Below are 16,058 nucleotides of genomic sequence, written 5' to 3'. Positions count from 1 at the left end.
TCTCCGCCTCAAAAATCGATTGACGCGTAGAACATGGCGAAGAGCCCGTCGATCAGGATCACGACGAAGATCGATTTGACCACCGAGGACGTCACGTGGCGGCCAAGCGATTCCGCGCTGCCGCCGACCTTCAACCCCTCGACGGCCGCCACCACCCCGATGATCAGCGCCATGAACGGCGCCTTGATCATGCCGGCGGCGACGGACGAAAAATCGACCGCTTCCTGCAGACGGGCGAGGAAGGTCGGGATAGTGATGCCGGAATAGCCCCAGGCAACCAGAGCGGCACCGGTCAAGGCCGCGAAGTTCGCGATGATCGTCAAGAGCGGCAGCGCGACGGTGAGCGCGACGAGGCGCGGAAAGACGAGAACGCCGATCGGGCTCAGCCCCATCACCTTCAGCGCGTCCACTTCCTCGCGCATCTTCATCGAACCGATTTCGGCGGTGATGGCACTGCCGGAACGGCCGGCGATCATGATCGCCGTGAGAAGAACGCCGATTTCACGCAATTGCAGGATGCCGACGAGATCGACGACGAAGACTTCCGCACCGAAGTAGCGGAGCTGGAACGCGCCCTGCTGCGCAATGATCGCACCGATCAGGAACGACATCAGCATGATGATCGGCACTGCCATCACGCCCATCCGGTCGATCTGATGAACGATCGCCGCCGGCGAGACACCGCTGTGCCGCCCAAGCTTCAGCTGGGCGCCGCGCACCGCAGAGCCAAGAATGTACATGGCAGCGACGATATCTTCCCAGGTCGCGATCATGACCTCGCCGACCGGCGCGAATATGCGCTGGAACAGCGGCACCCGCTCCTTGCCTTCATCGGGCGAACGCAGTTCTGCCGGCAAGGCGTCGATCAGCTCGACATAACGCTGCCCGCCGTCGGCGAAGTGAACGTCATCTCTGGACGGCCCGACGACACGGGTCACGAAGCGGCGGATGATCCAGGCCCCGGCCGTATCCATCGCGGTCACGCCGGACAGGTCGAACTGAGCGGCGCTGTCACCCTTGCGCGCGAGCTGGTCCAGCTTCGCCGCCATCGCCTCGGCTGTTTCATGCCGCCAGACGCCGGTGAAGACATAGCTTCGCTCGCCACCACTTTCGGCCAGCGCGACATCAGCGGTCATCTTGCGGGCAGGTTGCGACACGTGGCTTCTGTTTTCCCGAATTTCTACTGCATAATTCCCTGGATCGGGGTCGGTCTCAGGACAAATTTATGCAGCGGGCCTAAAGTGTTACAGCGAACTTTGCGCATCTCAACGCACGTCGCCGTAAAGATTCGTAAATCCTTACACCGTCATAACCGCTCGTATCGTTGCTGTCACCCGAACCTTCGACCGGTGGCGATACCAGCCCTTCAGAATGCAGGCCGGAGACGTTTTCATGTCACTTTCTCTCGATGCAGCGGTGGAACATTTCCCGATCGCAGGCACCTTTACGATCTCGCGCGGCTCCAAGACGACGGCGAGCGTCGTTACTTGCCGAATCAGTGACGGCACCCACACCGGTTCCGGCGAGTGCGTGCCCTACGGCCGCTACGGTGAAACGATCGATTCAGTGTTGGCCGAGATCGCTTCCATTCGCCCGCGCATCGAGGCTGGCCTGACCCGTGTCGAACTGCAGCGCCAAATGAAACCAGGCGCCGCACGAAATGCCGTCGATTGTGCACTGTGGGACCTGGAGGCCAAACAGAAAAACAAGCCTGTTCATGCGCTTGCGGGCACAGCCTCACCCGACGCACTGACCACCGCCTACACGTTATCGCTCGCCGAGCCAGACGCCATGCGCGAACAGGCGGCGAAATATGCCCACCGCGCACTCCTCAAGATCAAGGTCGGCACACCGGACGATGCCGCGCGTATCCGCGCCGTACGGGCCGGCGCGCCTGAGAGCCGCATCATCCTCGATGCCAATGAGGGTTGGACGCCCGAAACCCTCGCCTATCACTTCGCAATCTGCGCCGAGGAACGGATCGACCTGATCGAACAACCGCTGCCCGCCGGGCGCGACGAGGCACTGGCGACGATTGCCCGCCCCGTACCCATTTGTGCGGATGAAAGCGTGCACGCGACCGAGGACCTCGCCGCGCTCGTCGGCCGCTACGACGCGGTCAACATCAAGCTCGACAAGACCGGCGGCCTCACCGAGGCGTTGCGCATGCGTGATGAAGCCGTATCCCTCGGCCTTAAGGTCATGGTCGGCTGCATGGTCGGCAGTTCGCTGGCGATGGCGCCGGCGATCCTGGTGGCCCAGGGCGCCGATTTCGTCGACCTCGACGGACCGCTGCTGCTCGCCGAAGACCGCACGCCCGGCCTGCGCTACGAGGCTTCCCTGGTCTTCCCGCCGGAGCCGCGCCTCTGGGGCTGAAGATACCAGGCGGCGACCGCAAAGCAGCAGCCGGCAAAGGCGACGACCGACATCGAATAGAACCCCTTCACCCCGTACCAAGCGTAGAAGTAGCCCGATAGGAACGTCAAGATCGCGGTGAAGATGCCGGTGTAGAAGAAGTAGAGCCCCTGGGCGGACGCTTCCTGGGATTCCACCACCCGCTCGACGAGCTTGTGCTGCATGCCGGTGTGCATGATCGCATAGGTGAAGGCGTGGAAGCACTGGAGGATGAAGTAGCCGCTGAAACCGAGATCCATCGGGAAGATGATCCAGCGCACCACGGCGAGCGAACAGCCCGACAGGATCATCACCCAGACGCTGAAACGGCGGCTGATCGCCTTGGCGAAGATGAACATCGTCACTTCGGCGGCCACGCCCGCGCTCCAGAGCAGGCCGATCTCGGTGCCGCTGTAGCCGATGTGCTGCCAGTAGATCGCCGAGAAGGCAAAAAGCATCGCGTGGCTGGCATTGACCAGCGTCACACCGATCAGGAGCAGCTGCAGGTCGAGCTGCTTGAGCGACTTCGGCGGCGGCTCGGTGAGTGCAGTGATCGGCGATGGCCGGCGCGGCTTTCCCACGCGCGGCGCCGCATAGGCCATGGCAATTGTCAGGCCGAAACCGATCGCCATCGCCGGCAGCACCATGTCGCTGCCGAATATGCCGACCATCCAGCCACCGAGCATTGTCGCACCGATGAAGGCGACCGAGCCCCAGAGCCGCATGTGGGCGTAGTCGAAGCCCCAGCGGCGGACGCCGGAAAGCGCGATCGCCTCGACGATCGGCACATAGGGCGAATAGACCGCCGATTGCAGCGTGTAGATGACCAGCACCGGCCAGAAGTCGCGAAAGTAAAACAACACCAGAGCGGTTGCAAGCGACAGGAAGCCGGACCAGATCAGCACGATCGTCCGCTCGCCAAGGCGGTCGGCGATGACGCCGGCGATCGGCGCGGTGATGACGCGCACGAACATCGGCAGCGCCAGCACGACGCCGATCTCGAAGTCGCTCATCGAGAGCGTGCTGAGCCACATCGGAAAATACGGCATCGCGAAGCCGTTGACGATCAACGGCGCGCAGAAGAGCAAGGCGATGCGAAGCGCGAAATGGCGCGGCGGAGGGCCCACGGATGCGGGCGCTGAGGAGGGAATCATCGGCTGACCTGATGGCTGTGCTCAATCTCTAGCACAGCCCTGGCATGCCTCGCCATAACCTAGTTTTCGCGACAGGAGGTGACCTGTCGCTCTCCGGTTACGCAGCGCGCTGTGTCAGCAATTGGGCAAGCAGCTTGTCGGCTTCACCAGAGGCTTCGCCCTCAAGCGCGCCACCGCGCATCTGATGCCAGGTGATGAGTTCCATCGTGCCATCATGGTGCTCGGCGATCGCCGTGCAGCTTTCCACCCAGTCACCGGTATTGATGTAGCGGATATCGCCGATGTCCTCGATGACGGCATGGTGTATGTGGCCGCAGATCACCCCTTGAGCGTCGTGGCGGCGGGCTTCCTCGGCAACCACCTTCTGGAATTCGCCGATGAAGTTGACGGCGTGCTTCACCTGGAGCTTGGCCCAGGAGGAGAACGACCAATAGGGCATGCCGAGGCGGCGGCGAATGGCGGCCAGGCCGATGTTGATGGCGATCGCCGTGTCATAGGCCCAGTCGCCGAGATAGGCGAGTACGCGGGCATTGCGGACCACGACGTCGAATTCGTCGCCGTGCAGCACCAGATAGTTACGGCCGTCGGCACCCTCGTGCATGTAGCGCTGCGCCACCTCGATGCCGCCGAAGTGCACGCCGGGAAAATCGCGCAGGAACTCGTCGTGATTGCCGGGGATGTAGACGATGCGGGTGCCCTTGCGGGCCTTGCGCAAGAGCTTCTGGACGACGTCGTTGCAGTTCTGCGGCCAGTACCAGCTGCGCTTCAGCCTCCAGCCGTCGACGATGTCGCCGACCAGCACGATCGTCTCCGCTTCGTGATGCCGCAGGAAATCGAGCAGGAAGTCCGTCTTGGCGGCCTTCGACCCGAGATGGACGTCGGAGATGAACAACGTCCTGAGCTTTCGTACGGAGTTGTCTTGCTGCGCCGTCATGCCAGCCTCGTCTTTAATTACGCTTCCTGCCCCCGTGAAAACCAGACTCGTGTTTCAGGAAGATGACATGAGCGCCTTGCCGCCGGTCTGGCCGCCGAAATCAGCACGGCAAAACTGTACCTCGCTCCGAATTCATGCCAAAAGGCACGACCACGAATGAGGAATGTGAGAGCATGAACACGGGCGACAAGACGAAATCCCACATCGGTCCGGCCAGCGGCGACATCGACCAGCAGGCCCTTTTCTTCCACCGTTACCCGCGCCCGGGAAAGCTCGAAATCCAGCCCACCAAGCCGCTCGGCAACCAGCGCGATCTGGCACTCGCCTATTCGCCCGGCGTGGCCGCGCCATGCATCGCCATCCGCGACAACCCGGAAACGGCCGCCGACTACACGGCGCGCGCCAACCTGGTCGCGGTCATCTCCAACGGCACGGCCGTGCTCGGTCTCGGCAATATCGGGCCGCTCGCCTCCAAGCCGGTGATGGAAGGCAAGGCCGTCCTTTTCAAGAAGTTCGCCGGCATTGACGTCTTCGACATCGAGATCGACGCTTCGTCCATCGAGCGCATGGTCGACGTGATCTCGGCGCTGGAGCCGACCTTCGGCGGCATCAACCTTGAAGACATCAAGGCACCGGAATGTTTCGAGGTTGAGCGCCAGCTGCGTGAAAAGATGCAGATCCCGGTCTTCCATGACGACCAGCACGGAACCGCGATCATCGTCGCCGCCGCCATCCTCAACGGCCTGGAACTCGCCGGCAAGGATATCGCCAAGGCGAAGATCGTGACGTCGGGTGCCGGTGCGGCAGCACTCGCCTGCCTCAACCTGCTCGTCATCCTCGGCGCCAAGCGCGAGAACATCTGGGTGCACGATCTCGAGGGCCTCGTCTACAAGGGCCGCGAGGTGCTGATGGACGAGTGGAAGTCCATCTACGCCCAGGAGAGCGACAACCGCGTGCTCGCCGACAGCATCGGCGGCGCAGACGTCTTCCTCGGCCTTTCCGCTGCCGGCGTCCTGAAGCCGGAGCTGCTGGTTCAGATGGCCGAAAAGCCGCTGATCATGGCGCTTGCCAACCCGACGCCGGAAATCATGCCGGAAGAGGCCCGTGCCGCCCGCCCGGATGCGATGATCTGCACCGGCCGCTCGGACTTCCCGAACCAGGTCAACAACGTTCTGTGCTTCCCGCACATCTTCCGCGGCGCGCTCGATTGCGGCGCAAGCACGATCAACGAAGAAATGAAGATGGCGGCGGTCCGCGCCATTGCCGGCCTTGCCCGCGAGGAGCCGTCCGACGTTGCCGCCCGCGCCTATTCCGGCGAAACCCCGGTCTTCGGCCCCGACTACCTGATCCCCTCGCCCTTCGATCAGCGCCTGATCCTCAGGATCGCGCCGGCCGTCGCCAAGGCGGCCGAGGAAAGCGGCGTCGCCACCCGCCCGATCCAGGATTATGACGCCTATCTCGACAAGCTGAACCGCTTCGTATTCCGCTCGGGCTTCATCATGAAGCCGGTGTTTGCCGCCGCGAAGAACGCCCAGAAAAACCGCGTGATCTTTGCCGAGGGCGAAGACGAGCGCGTGCTTCGCGCCGCCCAGGTGCTGCTGGAAGAAAGCACGGCCCGGCCGATCCTGATCGGGCGTCCGCAAATTATCGAGACGCGCCTGCGCCGTTATGGCCTGCGCATCCGTCCGGATGTCGATTTCGAAGTGGTGAACCCCGAAGGCGATCCGCGCTACCGCGACTATGTCGAGGATTACTTCGCCCTTGTCGGACGCCTCGGAGTCATCCCGGAAGCGGCCCGTACGATCGTGCGCACCAATACGACGGTGATCGGTGCGCTTGCAGTCAAGCGCGGCGAAGCCGATGCGCTGATCTGCGGCGTCGAAGGCCGGTACTCCAGGCACATGCGCGACGTTTCGCAGATCATCGGCAAGCGTGAAGGCGTGCTCGACTTCTCGGCGCTCAGCCTGCTGATCTCGCAGCGCGGCGCGACCTTCTTCACCGACACCTATGTCAGCTACTGCCCGAGCGCCGAGGAGATCGCGCAGACAACCGTCATGGCCGCGCAGGAAATCCGCCGCTTCGGCATCACGCCGCGTGCAGCGCTCGTCTCGCATTCGAACTTCGGTTCGCGCGATTCGGAAAGCGCCACCAAGATGCGCAAGGCGCTTCAGCTCGTGCGCGAACTCGCACCCGATCTCGAAGTCGACGGCGAAATGCACGGCGATGCGGCGATCTCGGAAGCGCTGCGCCAACGCGTCATGCCGGACAGCAGCCTGCCGGGCGAAGCCAACCTCCTGGTCTTCCCCAATCTCGATGCCGCCAACATCACGCTCGGCGTCGTCAAGACCATGACCGACAGCCTGCATGTCGGTCCAATCCTGCTGGGTTCGGCGCTTCCCGCGCACATCCTTTCGCCTTCGGTCACATCGCGCGGTGTCGTCAACATGGCGGCCCTCGCGGTCGTCGAAGCCAGCCATCCGGGCTGAAATGATACCGCGGAGATCGCCTTCGATCTTCGCAGCTATCAGGCGCCAGACCGGCGCCCCCAATGCCATATCCAGACGTCGCGCAATTGTTGAGCGCGACGCTCTATCGCCCGAGAATCACAGCGGAATCATCCTCTGCTGCCCGCTCGCGCGATCCGGTCGCAAGAACCGGCAATCGAAAATTGCAAAATTGGCATCACACACCAAACGGGTAAGTTTGCGCTGGACAAAAGGTGAACCTCTAACCATGCTGTGGCTTCGGACGAGATTCGGTGTTGTGGCATGACTGAGCAGCAGGCTGTCCTCGACATGCTGGAAATCCTGGAAGGCGGGGGCTGTGTCGAGCCCGCTCATTTCTTTACGCTGATGCGCCGCACGTTCCGCATTGCCCATCTCCTGTACCTCGAAGCCGAGCCCTATGCGGACGAGCTCAAGATCTGCCGCCTGCATCACACCTTCGGCGCCTATGCCGCCGAGATCTACCGTTCGCGCGGCCTTCACCGAATCGATCCGATCCTGAAGCTCGCGCTTGGCGGCGTGCGCCCGGTGGAATGGACGATGGCGCGACATCGGTTCCCGGAATGCGAGCCTTTGTTTCAGGCCGCGCAGGAAATCGGCATTTCCACCGAGGGCGTTGCCTTGCCGCTGCCATCACCCGCAGGTCGGACGGCGCTGCTGGCAATCAACGTCAACATGCCGGCCGACGAATGGACGGCCTATCGGCGCCAACATCTGCGCGATTTCCAGCTCGCCGCGAATCTCTTCCATGCGGCCATGCTGGAACACGGCGCAATGGCCGGCGGCCTTTCGGCGCGTGACATGCGCCTCACCGGTCGCGAAACCGAGGTTTTGACCTGGGCCGCCGCCGGCAAGAGCTATTGGGAAATCGCCACTATCCTCGGCATTTCCGAACGCACCGTGCGCTTCTTCATGACCAATGCGAGGCGCAAGCTGAATGTCGTCTCCAACACGCAGGCCGTCGCCCAAGCCGTCCGCCATGCACTGATCCCCACCGTTTGACGCAGCTCGCGCCAAGGCCCTCCCAAAACCCCTCGAAATCTAGTGGGAAATATCGCTGATTTAAACTGTCACTACCGACAGTTACGCGACCGCCGCCAGCCTGACAGCATCCGCCCATCCCAAGACAAGGATGGAGAAAAAGATGATCAGGATCCTGAACGGAAAGACCCGAGCACAGCACCCGCAGGCCGTCGACGACATGTTCCGGCTGCGCAAGCGCGTCTTCCACGACTTCCTGAAGTGGGACGTTCAGACGGACGGCGCATGGGAAATCGACAACTACGACACGGCGAACCCGCTCTACGTGCTATCCTACGCTCCCGACGGCCGGCTGCGTGGCTCGCTGAGGCTGCTGCCGACGCTCGGCCCCAACATGCTGGACGATACCTTCCCGATCCTGCTCGGCGACAATCCGGAAATCCGCAGCGCCTCGGTGTGGGAATCGAGCCGCTTCTGCATCGAGCCCGAGATTTCGCAGGACCGCGCCTCCAATCAGGTGACGATCGCCGCCGCCGAGTTGATGTGCGGTGTCGGCGAACTCGGTCTCGCCTCCGGCATCAGCCACATCGTCACGGTCACCGACGTGTTCCTGGAGCGCATGTTCCGCCGCATGGGATGCCCGGGCGAGCGCATTGCCGAACCCCATCGCATCGGCTCGGTCTTCGCCGTTGCCGTCGCCTGGGAAGTGACTAACGACCTGCTTCAGCGCATGAAGGCCATTGCCGCCATCGAAGGCACCGTTCTCGAACGCCCGATGTCGCTCGAAACCGCCCGCGCCGCTTGAATGCCATCGCCGGCCGGAGCCGTTAACGCAAACCGCCGCTTGTCGTTGCACGATCACCGACAAGCTCTATGATGGAGGTGAAACAGGAATTGCCGCTGGCAGCCGCCCATATCAGAAGGCCGGCATCATGCGGCATCAGGAAGAGACTTCGCCCGTGTTCCCGCGCTTGAAACACGTCGCTGTGGTGCTTGTGCCGCTGGCCCTGGTCGGTGCCGATCCTTCGCTGGCATCGACCGTGTGCGACCGGCTGAATACCCGGCTTGCGCAACTGCCCGACATGGTCGCCACCACTGCGGATGCCCGGGACTATGCCAGCGCCATCTCACGACAGAATATCGAGCTGCGCCGGGCGAAGAACGACCGCCGCCGCGCGGGCTGCGGTGGCGGCAGCGTCGTCACCTACGATGGCGGCGACCCCGACAGCTGCGGGGAGCTCGACAGCCTCATCGCCGAGATGGAAGACAATCTGCGCATGCTGAAGTCGGAGCGCGAGCAGATCTTCGCCGGCGGCAGCGAAGACAGCCGCCGCCGCATCCTTGCCGCGCTTGAAATCAACGGCTGCTACAGCGACAGCGAGGAGTTCGCCAGCGTCGAGCCCGAAGAGCCCGAAACGCACCGCAACATCATTGCCGACCTGCCACCTGAGGACGCCTACGGGCCGATGCTCGGGCATAACGAAGACAGTTATGCGCCGCAGGATGGCTATTACCGCGGAACGTTGCGGACCATGTGCGTGCGCACCTGCGACGGCGCCTTCTTCCCGATCTCCTCGGATGCGACGCCGGCCGACTTCCCGCGTGACGAACAGGCCTGCCGGGCGCGCTGCCCTGGCGCCGAAACGGAACTCTACTTCCACGATATCAACACGGAAGAGAGCGAACAGATGGTCTCGGCCGTGACCGGGCTACCCTATACCGAAATGCCCAATGCGTTTGCCTATCGCACCCGCGGCATCAGCAAGCCTGGCATGTGCGGCTGCCAGATACCGCAGACTGCCGCAACCTCGCCGAAGACGACCGGCACCAAGATCGGCGACGATCAGTCGTCCATCGTCGTGATCGAAACCAAGAAACCGGCGGACACCACGACCGCCAAGGCGCCGGCCGAGGAGCGGCCCTACGACCCGTCCAAGAGCAAGGTGCGCGTCGTCGGCCCGACCTTCCTGCCGCAGGAAGAAACCTCGATCGACCTGAAGCACCCGAAGGGACCGGCCTATCAACCGGTCCAGAACTGATCCTGGCGCCGCCTTAAAGCGCGTCGCGATCTTTTAGATTCGCTCATTGCACTTTAAGTTTTTGATACTTCGCACGTCGTTATCGCAAAACCGCTGCGCACTTTTGCGAGACGGGTTTTAGGAACTCTCGCCGCAGTTCCCCCAGCCTTCCTCAAACACCAGCTCTTCCAGCGGCAGGCGTTGCCGCCATCCCTTCACCGCCAGTTCGGGCTGCTGGTAAAGGCGATCGACATAACCGAGGCAGAGCCAGGCGACGATCTCGATATGATCGGGAATGCCGAGGATCGCCTTGATCTCGGCCTCGTGAAAGATGCTGACCCAGCCGACGCCAACTCCTTCGGCGCGGGCCGCAAGCCACAGGTTTTGCACGGCGCAAACCGTCGAATAGACATCCATCTGCGGATTGTGCGTGCGGCCGAGAACGACGGCGCCGCCGCGCGTGCGGTCACAGGTGACGCAAATGCTGAGCGGTGCCTTGCGAATGCCTTCGAGTTTCAGCGAGCGGTATTTGGTCTGCTGCTCTACCTCGAACATCAGCGCCGCCTCATCATTGGCGCGACGAAACGCCTGCCAGACGCGCTCGCGCGTTTCTGCCCCCCGCACCAGTACGAAATTCCAGGGCTGCATGAAGCCAACCGACGGTGCACTGTGCGCCGCCGTAAGCAGGCGTTTCACCAGATCGTCGGGAAGAGGTTCTGCCAAGAATTCGTCGCGCACGTCGCGGCGTGTTTCGATAGCGCGGTAGACAGCCTCCCGCTCATCCAGCGAGAAGGCACCGGCAGCCGCAAGGCCGCCCTTCGGTTCAGTCAGCATCGTTCGATCCCCAACAATGCGAAAACCTCCCGCCGTCCGCGCGGGGTTCGGTCTATCTCGCCAGGCCGGTCTTCTGACTTCGGTTCAACCGGTCGCCTCACCTTCCCAGATCGATTTAAGATCCAGTGGCAAAACCTTGAATCAATTCAAGGCACTTGTAGAGGCGACTGTCCCCGTCACAGCGTTGGGCACGTTCCGGAATGACACCGGATTCCCGATTCTCCCGCTTGCGCGGGCACCTGACGGCGTCATAAGGGCACAGCCACTAGCGAAAGACAAGCGCCCGTCAGAGCGGGATGAGGAAAAGTGCACGCAGTTTTCCGCCCGCATTCCGCTCTAACTTCTAAGGACCGATCACGTTTATGATTTTGGATCGATCCGACCCAAAATCATCGTGATCTAGAGCGGCGCCACCGGATGGGGCGAACCGTCATAGCCGCCCCAGACCGATTGGTCGAAGCAGATCACCGATCCGGTCATCAGCCCGGATTCCGCCGAAGACAGGTAGGCGCAGGCTCGCGCCACCTCGGCCGGATCGACGAGCCTGCCGAAGGGTTGGCTGGCGGCCGCCTTTTCGAGCCAATCCGCGGCAGCGCCGTGAAATTCGCGCTGGATGCGGTCCTCGCCTTCGGAAGCCATCCAGCCGATATTCAGGCCGTTGACGCGGATGCGGTTGCGCAGAAGCGCATAGGCAGTGTTCTTGGTCAGCGTCTCCAGAGCGCCTTTCGACGAGCAATAGGCCGCAATGAAGGGCTGCCCGGCCATTGCCGACATCGAGCCGATATTGACGATGGTGCCTTCCGTTCGCTCGCGCCGCATCACCTTCACCGTCTCCTGCATCAGGAAGAACGGCGCCCGCACATTGATGGCGAACATCCGGTCGAAGAGTTCCGGTGTCGTGTCCAGGATCGTGCCGCGATCGGTGATGGCGGCGGCATTGACCAGCGCATCGACCCGACCGAATTCCGCATCGCAGGCGGCAACGACCTTGCGCGCGTCGTCCACCTTTTCAAGATCGGCCTCGACATAGACCACTTTCGCGGCGCTGGCCTTGCCGATTTGCTCGGCCTTCGCCCGCCCCTTGGCGGCATTGCGCCCACAAATGACGATGCCCGCCGCACCGCGTTCGGCGAATAGGCCGGCGATCGTTGCGCCCAGCCCTTGCGTGCCGCCGGTGACGATGGCGACCTTGCCTTGCATCTGTCCGTTCATCGAGTTCCTCCCTCGCAAATGATGATGTGAAACAGCTACGGCTCCCGAGCGAAATGCGCCGGGAGCCTGTCAATTGTGAGACTGACCCAACTCAGCTTGCGCTTCGCCTGCGCGTCGAGTGAGGCCCGAAAATCCTGCTCGCTTGCTCCCGCGGCAAGCGCCTCGCGCATCAACTGCGCCTGGGTCTTTGGCGCCAGCCCGCCAAGCGGCGGATCGCGGTCGAGATTGGTTGGGAAGGAATAGCCCTCGGCGCAGGACGCGATGGCATTGGCCGCTTCTGCATTGGTCAGTTTGCCCCCGCCAAGCAAAACCTTCAACGCCGGATAGAGCGTCGCGCTCATCGTCAGTCGATCGACCGTTTCCATTGTCCGGCCAAAGGCCGAGGACACCTGCAGCAGGTTCGCCACGCGGCGGATGTCGGTGGAGCGGTTGTTGCCGGCCGCGTGGAAGAGCGCCGGATTGAAGAAGACGACATCGCCCTTTTCGAGCGGGAGCTGGACATGGTGCTCGTCGAAATAGGCTCGGAACTCGGGCCGATTGAGCGCCAGATAACCCGGCACATAGGTCTGGCTATAGGGCAGGAACAGGGTCGGCCCGCTTTCAAGCGGCATGTCGCAGTGGGCGACCGCGCCCTGCAGCGTCAGCACCGGCGAGAGCTTGTGGACATGCGCTGGATAGCGCTCGATCACCGCGGCGGTCTGGAAGCCGAGATGGTAGTCCCGGTGCGCCGATTGTGCCGCGCCGCCCGGATTGACGCGGTTCACCTGCGCCGTCATCTGGTAATTCGGCCCAAGCCAGGCTTCGCTGACAAGCGCAATGATGGCATTGCCGTAGTAGGCGGCAAAATTCGCCGGCGCCTTCAGGCAGTGCTTTTCCAGCGAGTTCCAGATGCGATCATTGGCGCCAGGCTTGGCGAAGTGGTCGCCGCCGCCGCTGTTGCTGCGATGCTGCTCCTCGATGATCTCGTCGAAGACGGTGCTCGCGACATCCACCGCGGCGGTATCGGCAAAGGCGCGCTTGAACACCGCCACACCCGGGCCGGTCGCCAGCGCCTCACAGATTTCGGCAAGCACCGCCCGCCGCGTTTCTGCATCGCCGCAGGCGGCAATCAGCTCGTCGCTGTTGTAGATCAACACGTTCTGGTCGCAGCTCGAAGCATAGGGATAGTCGGCCAGGCTGGTCCGGCGCTCGACCTCCGCCCGGAACGCCTCGATATCGCAGGCCGCTTCGGCAGATGCGCTCGATCCGCTGCCTCGCCCTGTTGTCGGTCTTCATCGCGTTTCCTCCTCCGGAACATCTTGATGGGCACGACTATAGGCGGCGGCAAAACATGATATAGAGCAGGAATCCATCAAAAATCCATCAGGAGAGCAGCGGCGGTGGCCCATCCCTTTCTGGTCAAGGACATCGCCTTTCAGGCCGGTCTCAGCACCGCGACGGTCGATCGCGTACTCAACGAGCGCCCGGGTGTCCGCCGCCAGACCGTCGCCAGGGTTCGCGCAGCCATCGAGGAACTGGAGAAGCAGCAGGCGGGACTCGACATTCAAGGCCGCAAGTTCGCGATCGATATCGTCATGGAGGCGCCGGAGCGCTTTACCGATGCGGTACGACGGGCCTTTGAAAGCGAAGCCATGACACTGGCGCCGACGAGCTTTCGCTGCCGTTTTCACTTCGCCGAGACCATGCGGCCGCAGGACATCGTGCAACTGCTCGGCCGCATCCGCCTGCGCGGAACCGACGGGCTGGTATTGAAGGCGCCGGATGTGCCCGAGATCGTTGGCGCCGTCGCACGCTTCGAGACAGGCGGCATTCCCGTCGTGACGCTGGCGACCGACCTTCCCAACTCCCAGCGCACCGCCTATGCGGGCGCCGACAACCGGGCGGCCGGAGAAACGGCTGCCTATCTGATTGGCGAACGCTTTGCAGGTGCCGCGGCCACGGTCCTCGTGACGCTATCCAGCGGCCGCTTCCGCGGCGAGGAAGAGCGGGAGATCGGCTTTCGCCGAGTGCTGCGTCAGCACTATCCGACAATCAGGATCGTCGAGATCAGCGAGGGGCATGGTCGCGATAGCGAAACCGGCGCGCTGGCGGACGCAGCGCTCGCCGCCAACCCCGACATCAATGCCGCCTATTCGATCGGCGGCGGCAACCGCTCGGTGCTGGCAGCCTTCGATCGCCTCAACCGCAACTGCGCACTCTACATCGCCCATGATCTCGACGATGACAATCTGGCGCTGCTGCGCGCGCGGCGCATTCATTTCGTCCTGCATCACGACCTGAAGACCGACGCGCGCACGGCCTTCCGCACCATCATGCTTTACGGCCGCGTGCCGTCCGCCGCAGTCGGCCCTCAGCTTTCGGCCGTGGTGGTCATCACGCTCTATAACGTACCGGAGTAGAAAAATCGCCCAGGCCGCTTGGCCCGGCGGTTGGCTGCTCGCCGGTGGTTTCACCCGGCAGCACCGTATCGTCAGCGGTCTCGACGCGGTTGCGGCCACGTCGCTTGGCAAGATAGAGCGCCTCATCTGCCGCCAGCAGCAAGGCACGCGCGGTCAAACCATGGCGCGGCGCGAAGGCGATGCCGGCGCTGCCGCCGACGACCAGCAGCTGGCCGTTGAACCCAACCGGTGTCTGCGCATCGGCGACAAGACCGGCCGCAAGCCCACGGGCTTCGGCCTCGCTGCAATCGCCGAGGATGATTGCGAACTCGTCGCCGCCGAGCCGTGCCACAGTACCGTTGGGTCCGGCGCGGTTCCGGAAACGCTCGGCCATGGCGACCAGAACAGCGTCGCCTGCCGCATGACCATAGCGGTCATTGACCGCCTTGAACGCGTCGAGGTCGGCATAGACGAGCGTGAACGGGTGCGTCTTTGCCTTCAACAGCGCCGCTGCCAGCATGTCGTCGAAACCGCTGCGATTGAGCAGCCCCGTCAGCCGATCGTGCTTGGCGAGATGCCGGTTGAGCGCCTCGCTCTGCTGCAAGGCGGCAAAGAGCGTCGAGAAGCGGAAGGCAACGAACGCCATCAGTAGCGCTGCGACGATTGGCGCGCACGAACCCGCCAGGAGATTGCGGCATCCAAGCCGCCACCAGACAGGAGGCGTCGGAACAGCGGCCGACCGATGTGTAAACGCTGCCCTCCGGCCGCTCGGTCAATGGCACGAAAGCAAGCCCCCGGACGCCCAAACGCGCCGCGATCTCTCGCGTCATCTTGGCCGTCACCGGTCGCACCGAAACCATGAGCACCGGTGCCCGGCGCTCCGCTGGAACGACCAGCGTTTCCGGGATGACCGCCTGCACCACCGCGACGCTCATGCGCCCGTCGATCTCACGCAAGTCCATGGCGTGGATCCCGGGTACGGACGGCATCAGCGATTGCGGGTCGGGCGTCACGACATCCAGCACGTAGGAGCCGTGGTTGTTTCTGAGCACATTATCGTAACGGCGTTTGGCCTCGTCGAGCAGGTCATCGACCTCTTCGAGCGGGACACGGGCCGTCTCGCTCGGCACGGCAACACCGTCCTTCAACACAGTCGACGTGCTGTGATCCACGTCCGTCATGATCAGCCAGGAGAAGCCGTAGTCTTCCCACAGCCAGCCCGACAGCTCGTCCGCAACGAATGCGTCGCTGACGTGCCCCTTGGCCAGTTCTTCGTAGGTCTTGTCCCAGAAGGAAAGCTGCGCCTGAAACTGAACGACGGCATCCATCTGGTGGCGCAGTTCGGTTGCCACCAGCCGGCGCTCCGCCGAAAGGCCGAAGCGATCGGCCTCGGCGACGGACCGATCCAGAACGAAAATGAGGCTCGCGATGATCAGAACCGCGACCAGCGTGCAGGCGGCATGGATCGCCCAAACCGTTCTGCTCCGCTTCGCCAGCCGCAAAGTCTTGTCCATGATGCGATCGCCCCCTCGTCCGGCCGGCTGTCGCGCGCATTCTCGCGCCTCTCCAAGCGCGATACGCAGCCACGGCGGCCAACTTGGGCAGCACCGTAGCGATCAAAATCAAAGTTTGGCTTAAATAAGCTGGTG

At 63.2% G+C, this 16,058-nt stretch carries 13 protein-coding genes, 1 pseudogene and 1 riboswitch; of the genes and pseudogenes, 6 read left to right on the top strand and 8 right to left on the bottom strand.

Annotation, left to right across the window (positions count from 1 at the left end; translation table 11 throughout):
- Positions 1 to 8: 8 nt before the first annotated feature.
- Positions 9 to 1,136: an ABC transporter permease gene (locus BLU35_RS10345; protein WP_082641105.1), complete on the bottom strand. Its 1,128-nt coding sequence runs from the start codon at positions 1,134 to 1,136 to the stop codon at positions 9 to 11.
- A 256-nt stretch (positions 1,137 to 1,392) separates the two neighbouring features.
- On the opposite strand from BLU35_RS10345, the gene dgcA reads away from it, so the two are divergent.
- Positions 1,393 to 2,376: an N-acetyl-D-Glu racemase DgcA gene (gene dgcA / locus BLU35_RS10340; protein WP_093233012.1), complete on the top strand. Its 984-nt coding sequence runs from the start codon at positions 1,393 to 1,395 to the stop codon at positions 2,374 to 2,376.
- On the opposite strand, the gene BLU35_RS10335 is transcribed toward dgcA, so the two are convergent.
- Both BLU35_RS10335 and BLU35_RS10330 read right to left on the bottom strand, forming a co-directional pair.
- Positions 2,328 to 3,548: an MFS transporter gene (locus BLU35_RS10335; RefSeq protein WP_093233011.1), complete on the bottom strand. Its 1,221-nt coding sequence runs from the start codon at positions 3,546 to 3,548 to the stop codon at positions 2,328 to 2,330. The genes dgcA and BLU35_RS10335 overlap by 49 nt on opposite strands.
- 97 nt (positions 3,549 to 3,645) lie before the next feature.
- Positions 3,646 to 4,482: a UDP-2,3-diacylglucosamine diphosphatase gene (locus BLU35_RS10330; protein ID WP_058324085.1), complete on the bottom strand. Its 837-nt coding sequence runs from the start codon at positions 4,480 to 4,482 to the stop codon at positions 3,646 to 3,648.
- A gap of 173 nt (positions 4,483 to 4,655) precedes the next feature.
- Here BLU35_RS10330 and BLU35_RS10325 point away from each other — a divergent pair, with 173 nt between their 5' ends.
- The 4 genes from BLU35_RS10325 to BLU35_RS10310 all read left to right on the top strand — a co-directional run bounded on the left by BLU35_RS10325 (position 4,656) and on the right by BLU35_RS10310 (position 10,006).
- Positions 4,656 to 6,968 (top strand): NADP-dependent malic enzyme, encoded by a 2,313-nt coding sequence (locus BLU35_RS10325; protein WP_057248882.1) that lies wholly within the window; start codon positions 4,656 to 4,658, stop codon positions 6,966 to 6,968.
- Between the two features lie 282 nt (positions 6,969 to 7,250).
- Positions 7,251 to 7,988: a helix-turn-helix transcriptional regulator gene (locus tag BLU35_RS10320; protein ID WP_057248881.1), complete on the top strand. Its 738-nt coding sequence runs from the start codon at positions 7,251 to 7,253 to the stop codon at positions 7,986 to 7,988.
- Positions 7,989 to 8,130: 142 nt separating this feature from the next.
- Complete coding sequence (locus BLU35_RS10315) at positions 8,131 to 8,772, top strand: acyl-homoserine-lactone synthase (protein ID WP_058324083.1); 642 nt, start codon at positions 8,131 to 8,133, stop codon at positions 8,770 to 8,772.
- Between the two features lie 127 nt (positions 8,773 to 8,899).
- Positions 8,900 to 10,006 carry a DUF2865 domain-containing protein gene (locus BLU35_RS10310; RefSeq protein WP_093233010.1) on the top strand — a complete coding sequence of 369 codons (1,107 nt, stop codon included), beginning with the start codon at positions 8,900 to 8,902 and terminating at the stop codon, positions 10,004 to 10,006.
- Positions 10,007 to 10,123: 117 nt separating this feature from the next.
- Here BLU35_RS10310 and bluB read toward each other — a convergent pair whose 3' ends face one another.
- The 3 genes and pseudogenes from bluB to BLU35_RS10295 all read right to left on the bottom strand — a co-directional run bounded on the left by bluB (position 10,124) and on the right by BLU35_RS10295 (position 13,306).
- Positions 10,124 to 10,819: a 5,6-dimethylbenzimidazole synthase gene (gene bluB / locus BLU35_RS10305; protein ID WP_093233009.1), complete on the bottom strand. Its 696-nt coding sequence runs from the start codon at positions 10,817 to 10,819 to the stop codon at positions 10,124 to 10,126.
- Positions 10,820 to 10,865: 46 nt separating this feature from the next.
- Positions 10,866 to 11,077, bottom strand: a riboswitch (cobalamin riboswitch).
- A 141-nt stretch (positions 11,078 to 11,218) separates the two neighbouring features.
- Positions 11,219 to 12,031, bottom strand: coding sequence for an SDR family oxidoreductase (locus tag BLU35_RS10300; protein ID WP_093233008.1), 813 nt, complete (start codon positions 12,029 to 12,031; stop codon positions 11,219 to 11,221).
- A 35-nt stretch (positions 12,032 to 12,066) separates the two neighbouring features.
- Positions 12,067 to 13,306: pseudogene (locus BLU35_RS10295) on the bottom strand (phytanoyl-CoA dioxygenase family protein).
- 104 nt (positions 13,307 to 13,410) lie between these two features.
- Between BLU35_RS10295 and BLU35_RS10290 the strand changes: the two are divergent.
- On the top strand, positions 13,411 to 14,430 hold the full coding sequence (locus BLU35_RS10290; RefSeq protein ID WP_093233007.1) for a LacI family DNA-binding transcriptional regulator: 1,020 nt from the start codon (positions 13,411 to 13,413) through the stop codon (positions 14,428 to 14,430).
- On the opposite strand, the gene BLU35_RS10285 is transcribed toward BLU35_RS10290, so the two are convergent.
- Positions 14,405 to 14,929: a GGDEF domain-containing protein gene (locus BLU35_RS10285; RefSeq protein WP_286161494.1), complete on the bottom strand. Its 525-nt coding sequence runs from the start codon at positions 14,927 to 14,929 to the stop codon at positions 14,405 to 14,407. The two genes, BLU35_RS10290 and BLU35_RS10285, sit on opposite strands and share 26 nt — an antisense overlap.
- Positions 14,844 to 15,923: a CHASE4 domain-containing protein gene (locus tag BLU35_RS34930; protein WP_143032915.1), complete on the bottom strand. Its 1,080-nt coding sequence runs from the start codon at positions 15,921 to 15,923 to the stop codon at positions 14,844 to 14,846. Before BLU35_RS34930 ends, BLU35_RS10285 begins: the two co-directional genes overlap by 86 nt.
- Positions 15,924 to 16,058 lie beyond the last annotated feature (135 nt).

It is taken from the genome of Sinorhizobium sp. NFACC03 (assembly GCF_900103435.1).
GTDB lineage: Bacteria > Pseudomonadota > Alphaproteobacteria > Rhizobiales > Rhizobiaceae > Ensifer.
The sequence above is the reverse complement of the archived record's forward strand: the minus strand, read 5'-3'. Positions and strand labels throughout refer to the sequence as shown.

What these genes read in the sequence shown, in the direction of transcription:
- BLU35_RS10345 (WP_082641105.1), bottom strand. Translation starts at nt 1,136, where the DNA reads ATGACCGCTGATGTCGCGCTGGCCGAAAGTGGTGGCGAGCGAAGCTAT.
- dgcA (WP_093233012.1), top strand. Translation starts at nt 1,393, where the DNA reads ATGTCACTTTCTCTCGATGCAGCGGTGGAACATTTCCCGATCGCAGGC.
- BLU35_RS10335 (WP_093233011.1), bottom strand. Translation starts at nt 3,548, where the DNA reads ATGATTCCCTCCTCAGCGCCCGCATCCGTGGGCCCTCCGCCGCGCCAT.
- BLU35_RS10330 (WP_058324085.1), bottom strand. Translation starts at nt 4,482, where the DNA reads ATGACGGCGCAGCAAGACAACTCCGTACGAAAGCTCAGGACGTTGTTC.
- BLU35_RS10325 (WP_057248882.1), top strand. Translation starts at nt 4,656, where the DNA reads ATGAACACGGGCGACAAGACGAAATCCCACATCGGTCCGGCCAGCGGC.
- BLU35_RS10320 (WP_057248881.1), top strand. Translation starts at nt 7,251, where the DNA reads ATGACTGAGCAGCAGGCTGTCCTCGACATGCTGGAAATCCTGGAAGGC.
- BLU35_RS10315 (WP_058324083.1), top strand. Translation starts at nt 8,131, where the DNA reads ATGATCAGGATCCTGAACGGAAAGACCCGAGCACAGCACCCGCAGGCC.
- BLU35_RS10310 (WP_093233010.1), top strand. Translation starts at nt 8,900, where the DNA reads ATGCGGCATCAGGAAGAGACTTCGCCCGTGTTCCCGCGCTTGAAACAC.
- bluB (WP_093233009.1), bottom strand. Translation starts at nt 10,819, where the DNA reads ATGCTGACTGAACCGAAGGGCGGCCTTGCGGCTGCCGGTGCCTTCTCG.
- BLU35_RS10300 (WP_093233008.1), bottom strand. Translation starts at nt 12,031, where the DNA reads ATGAACGGACAGATGCAAGGCAAGGTCGCCATCGTCACCGGCGGCACG.
- BLU35_RS10285 (WP_286161494.1), bottom strand. Translation starts at nt 14,929, where the DNA reads ATGCTGGCAGCGGCGCTGTTGAAGGCAAAGACGCACCCGTTCACGCTC.
- BLU35_RS34930 (WP_143032915.1), bottom strand. Translation starts at nt 15,923, where the DNA reads ATGGACAAGACTTTGCGGCTGGCGAAGCGGAGCAGAACGGTTTGGGCG.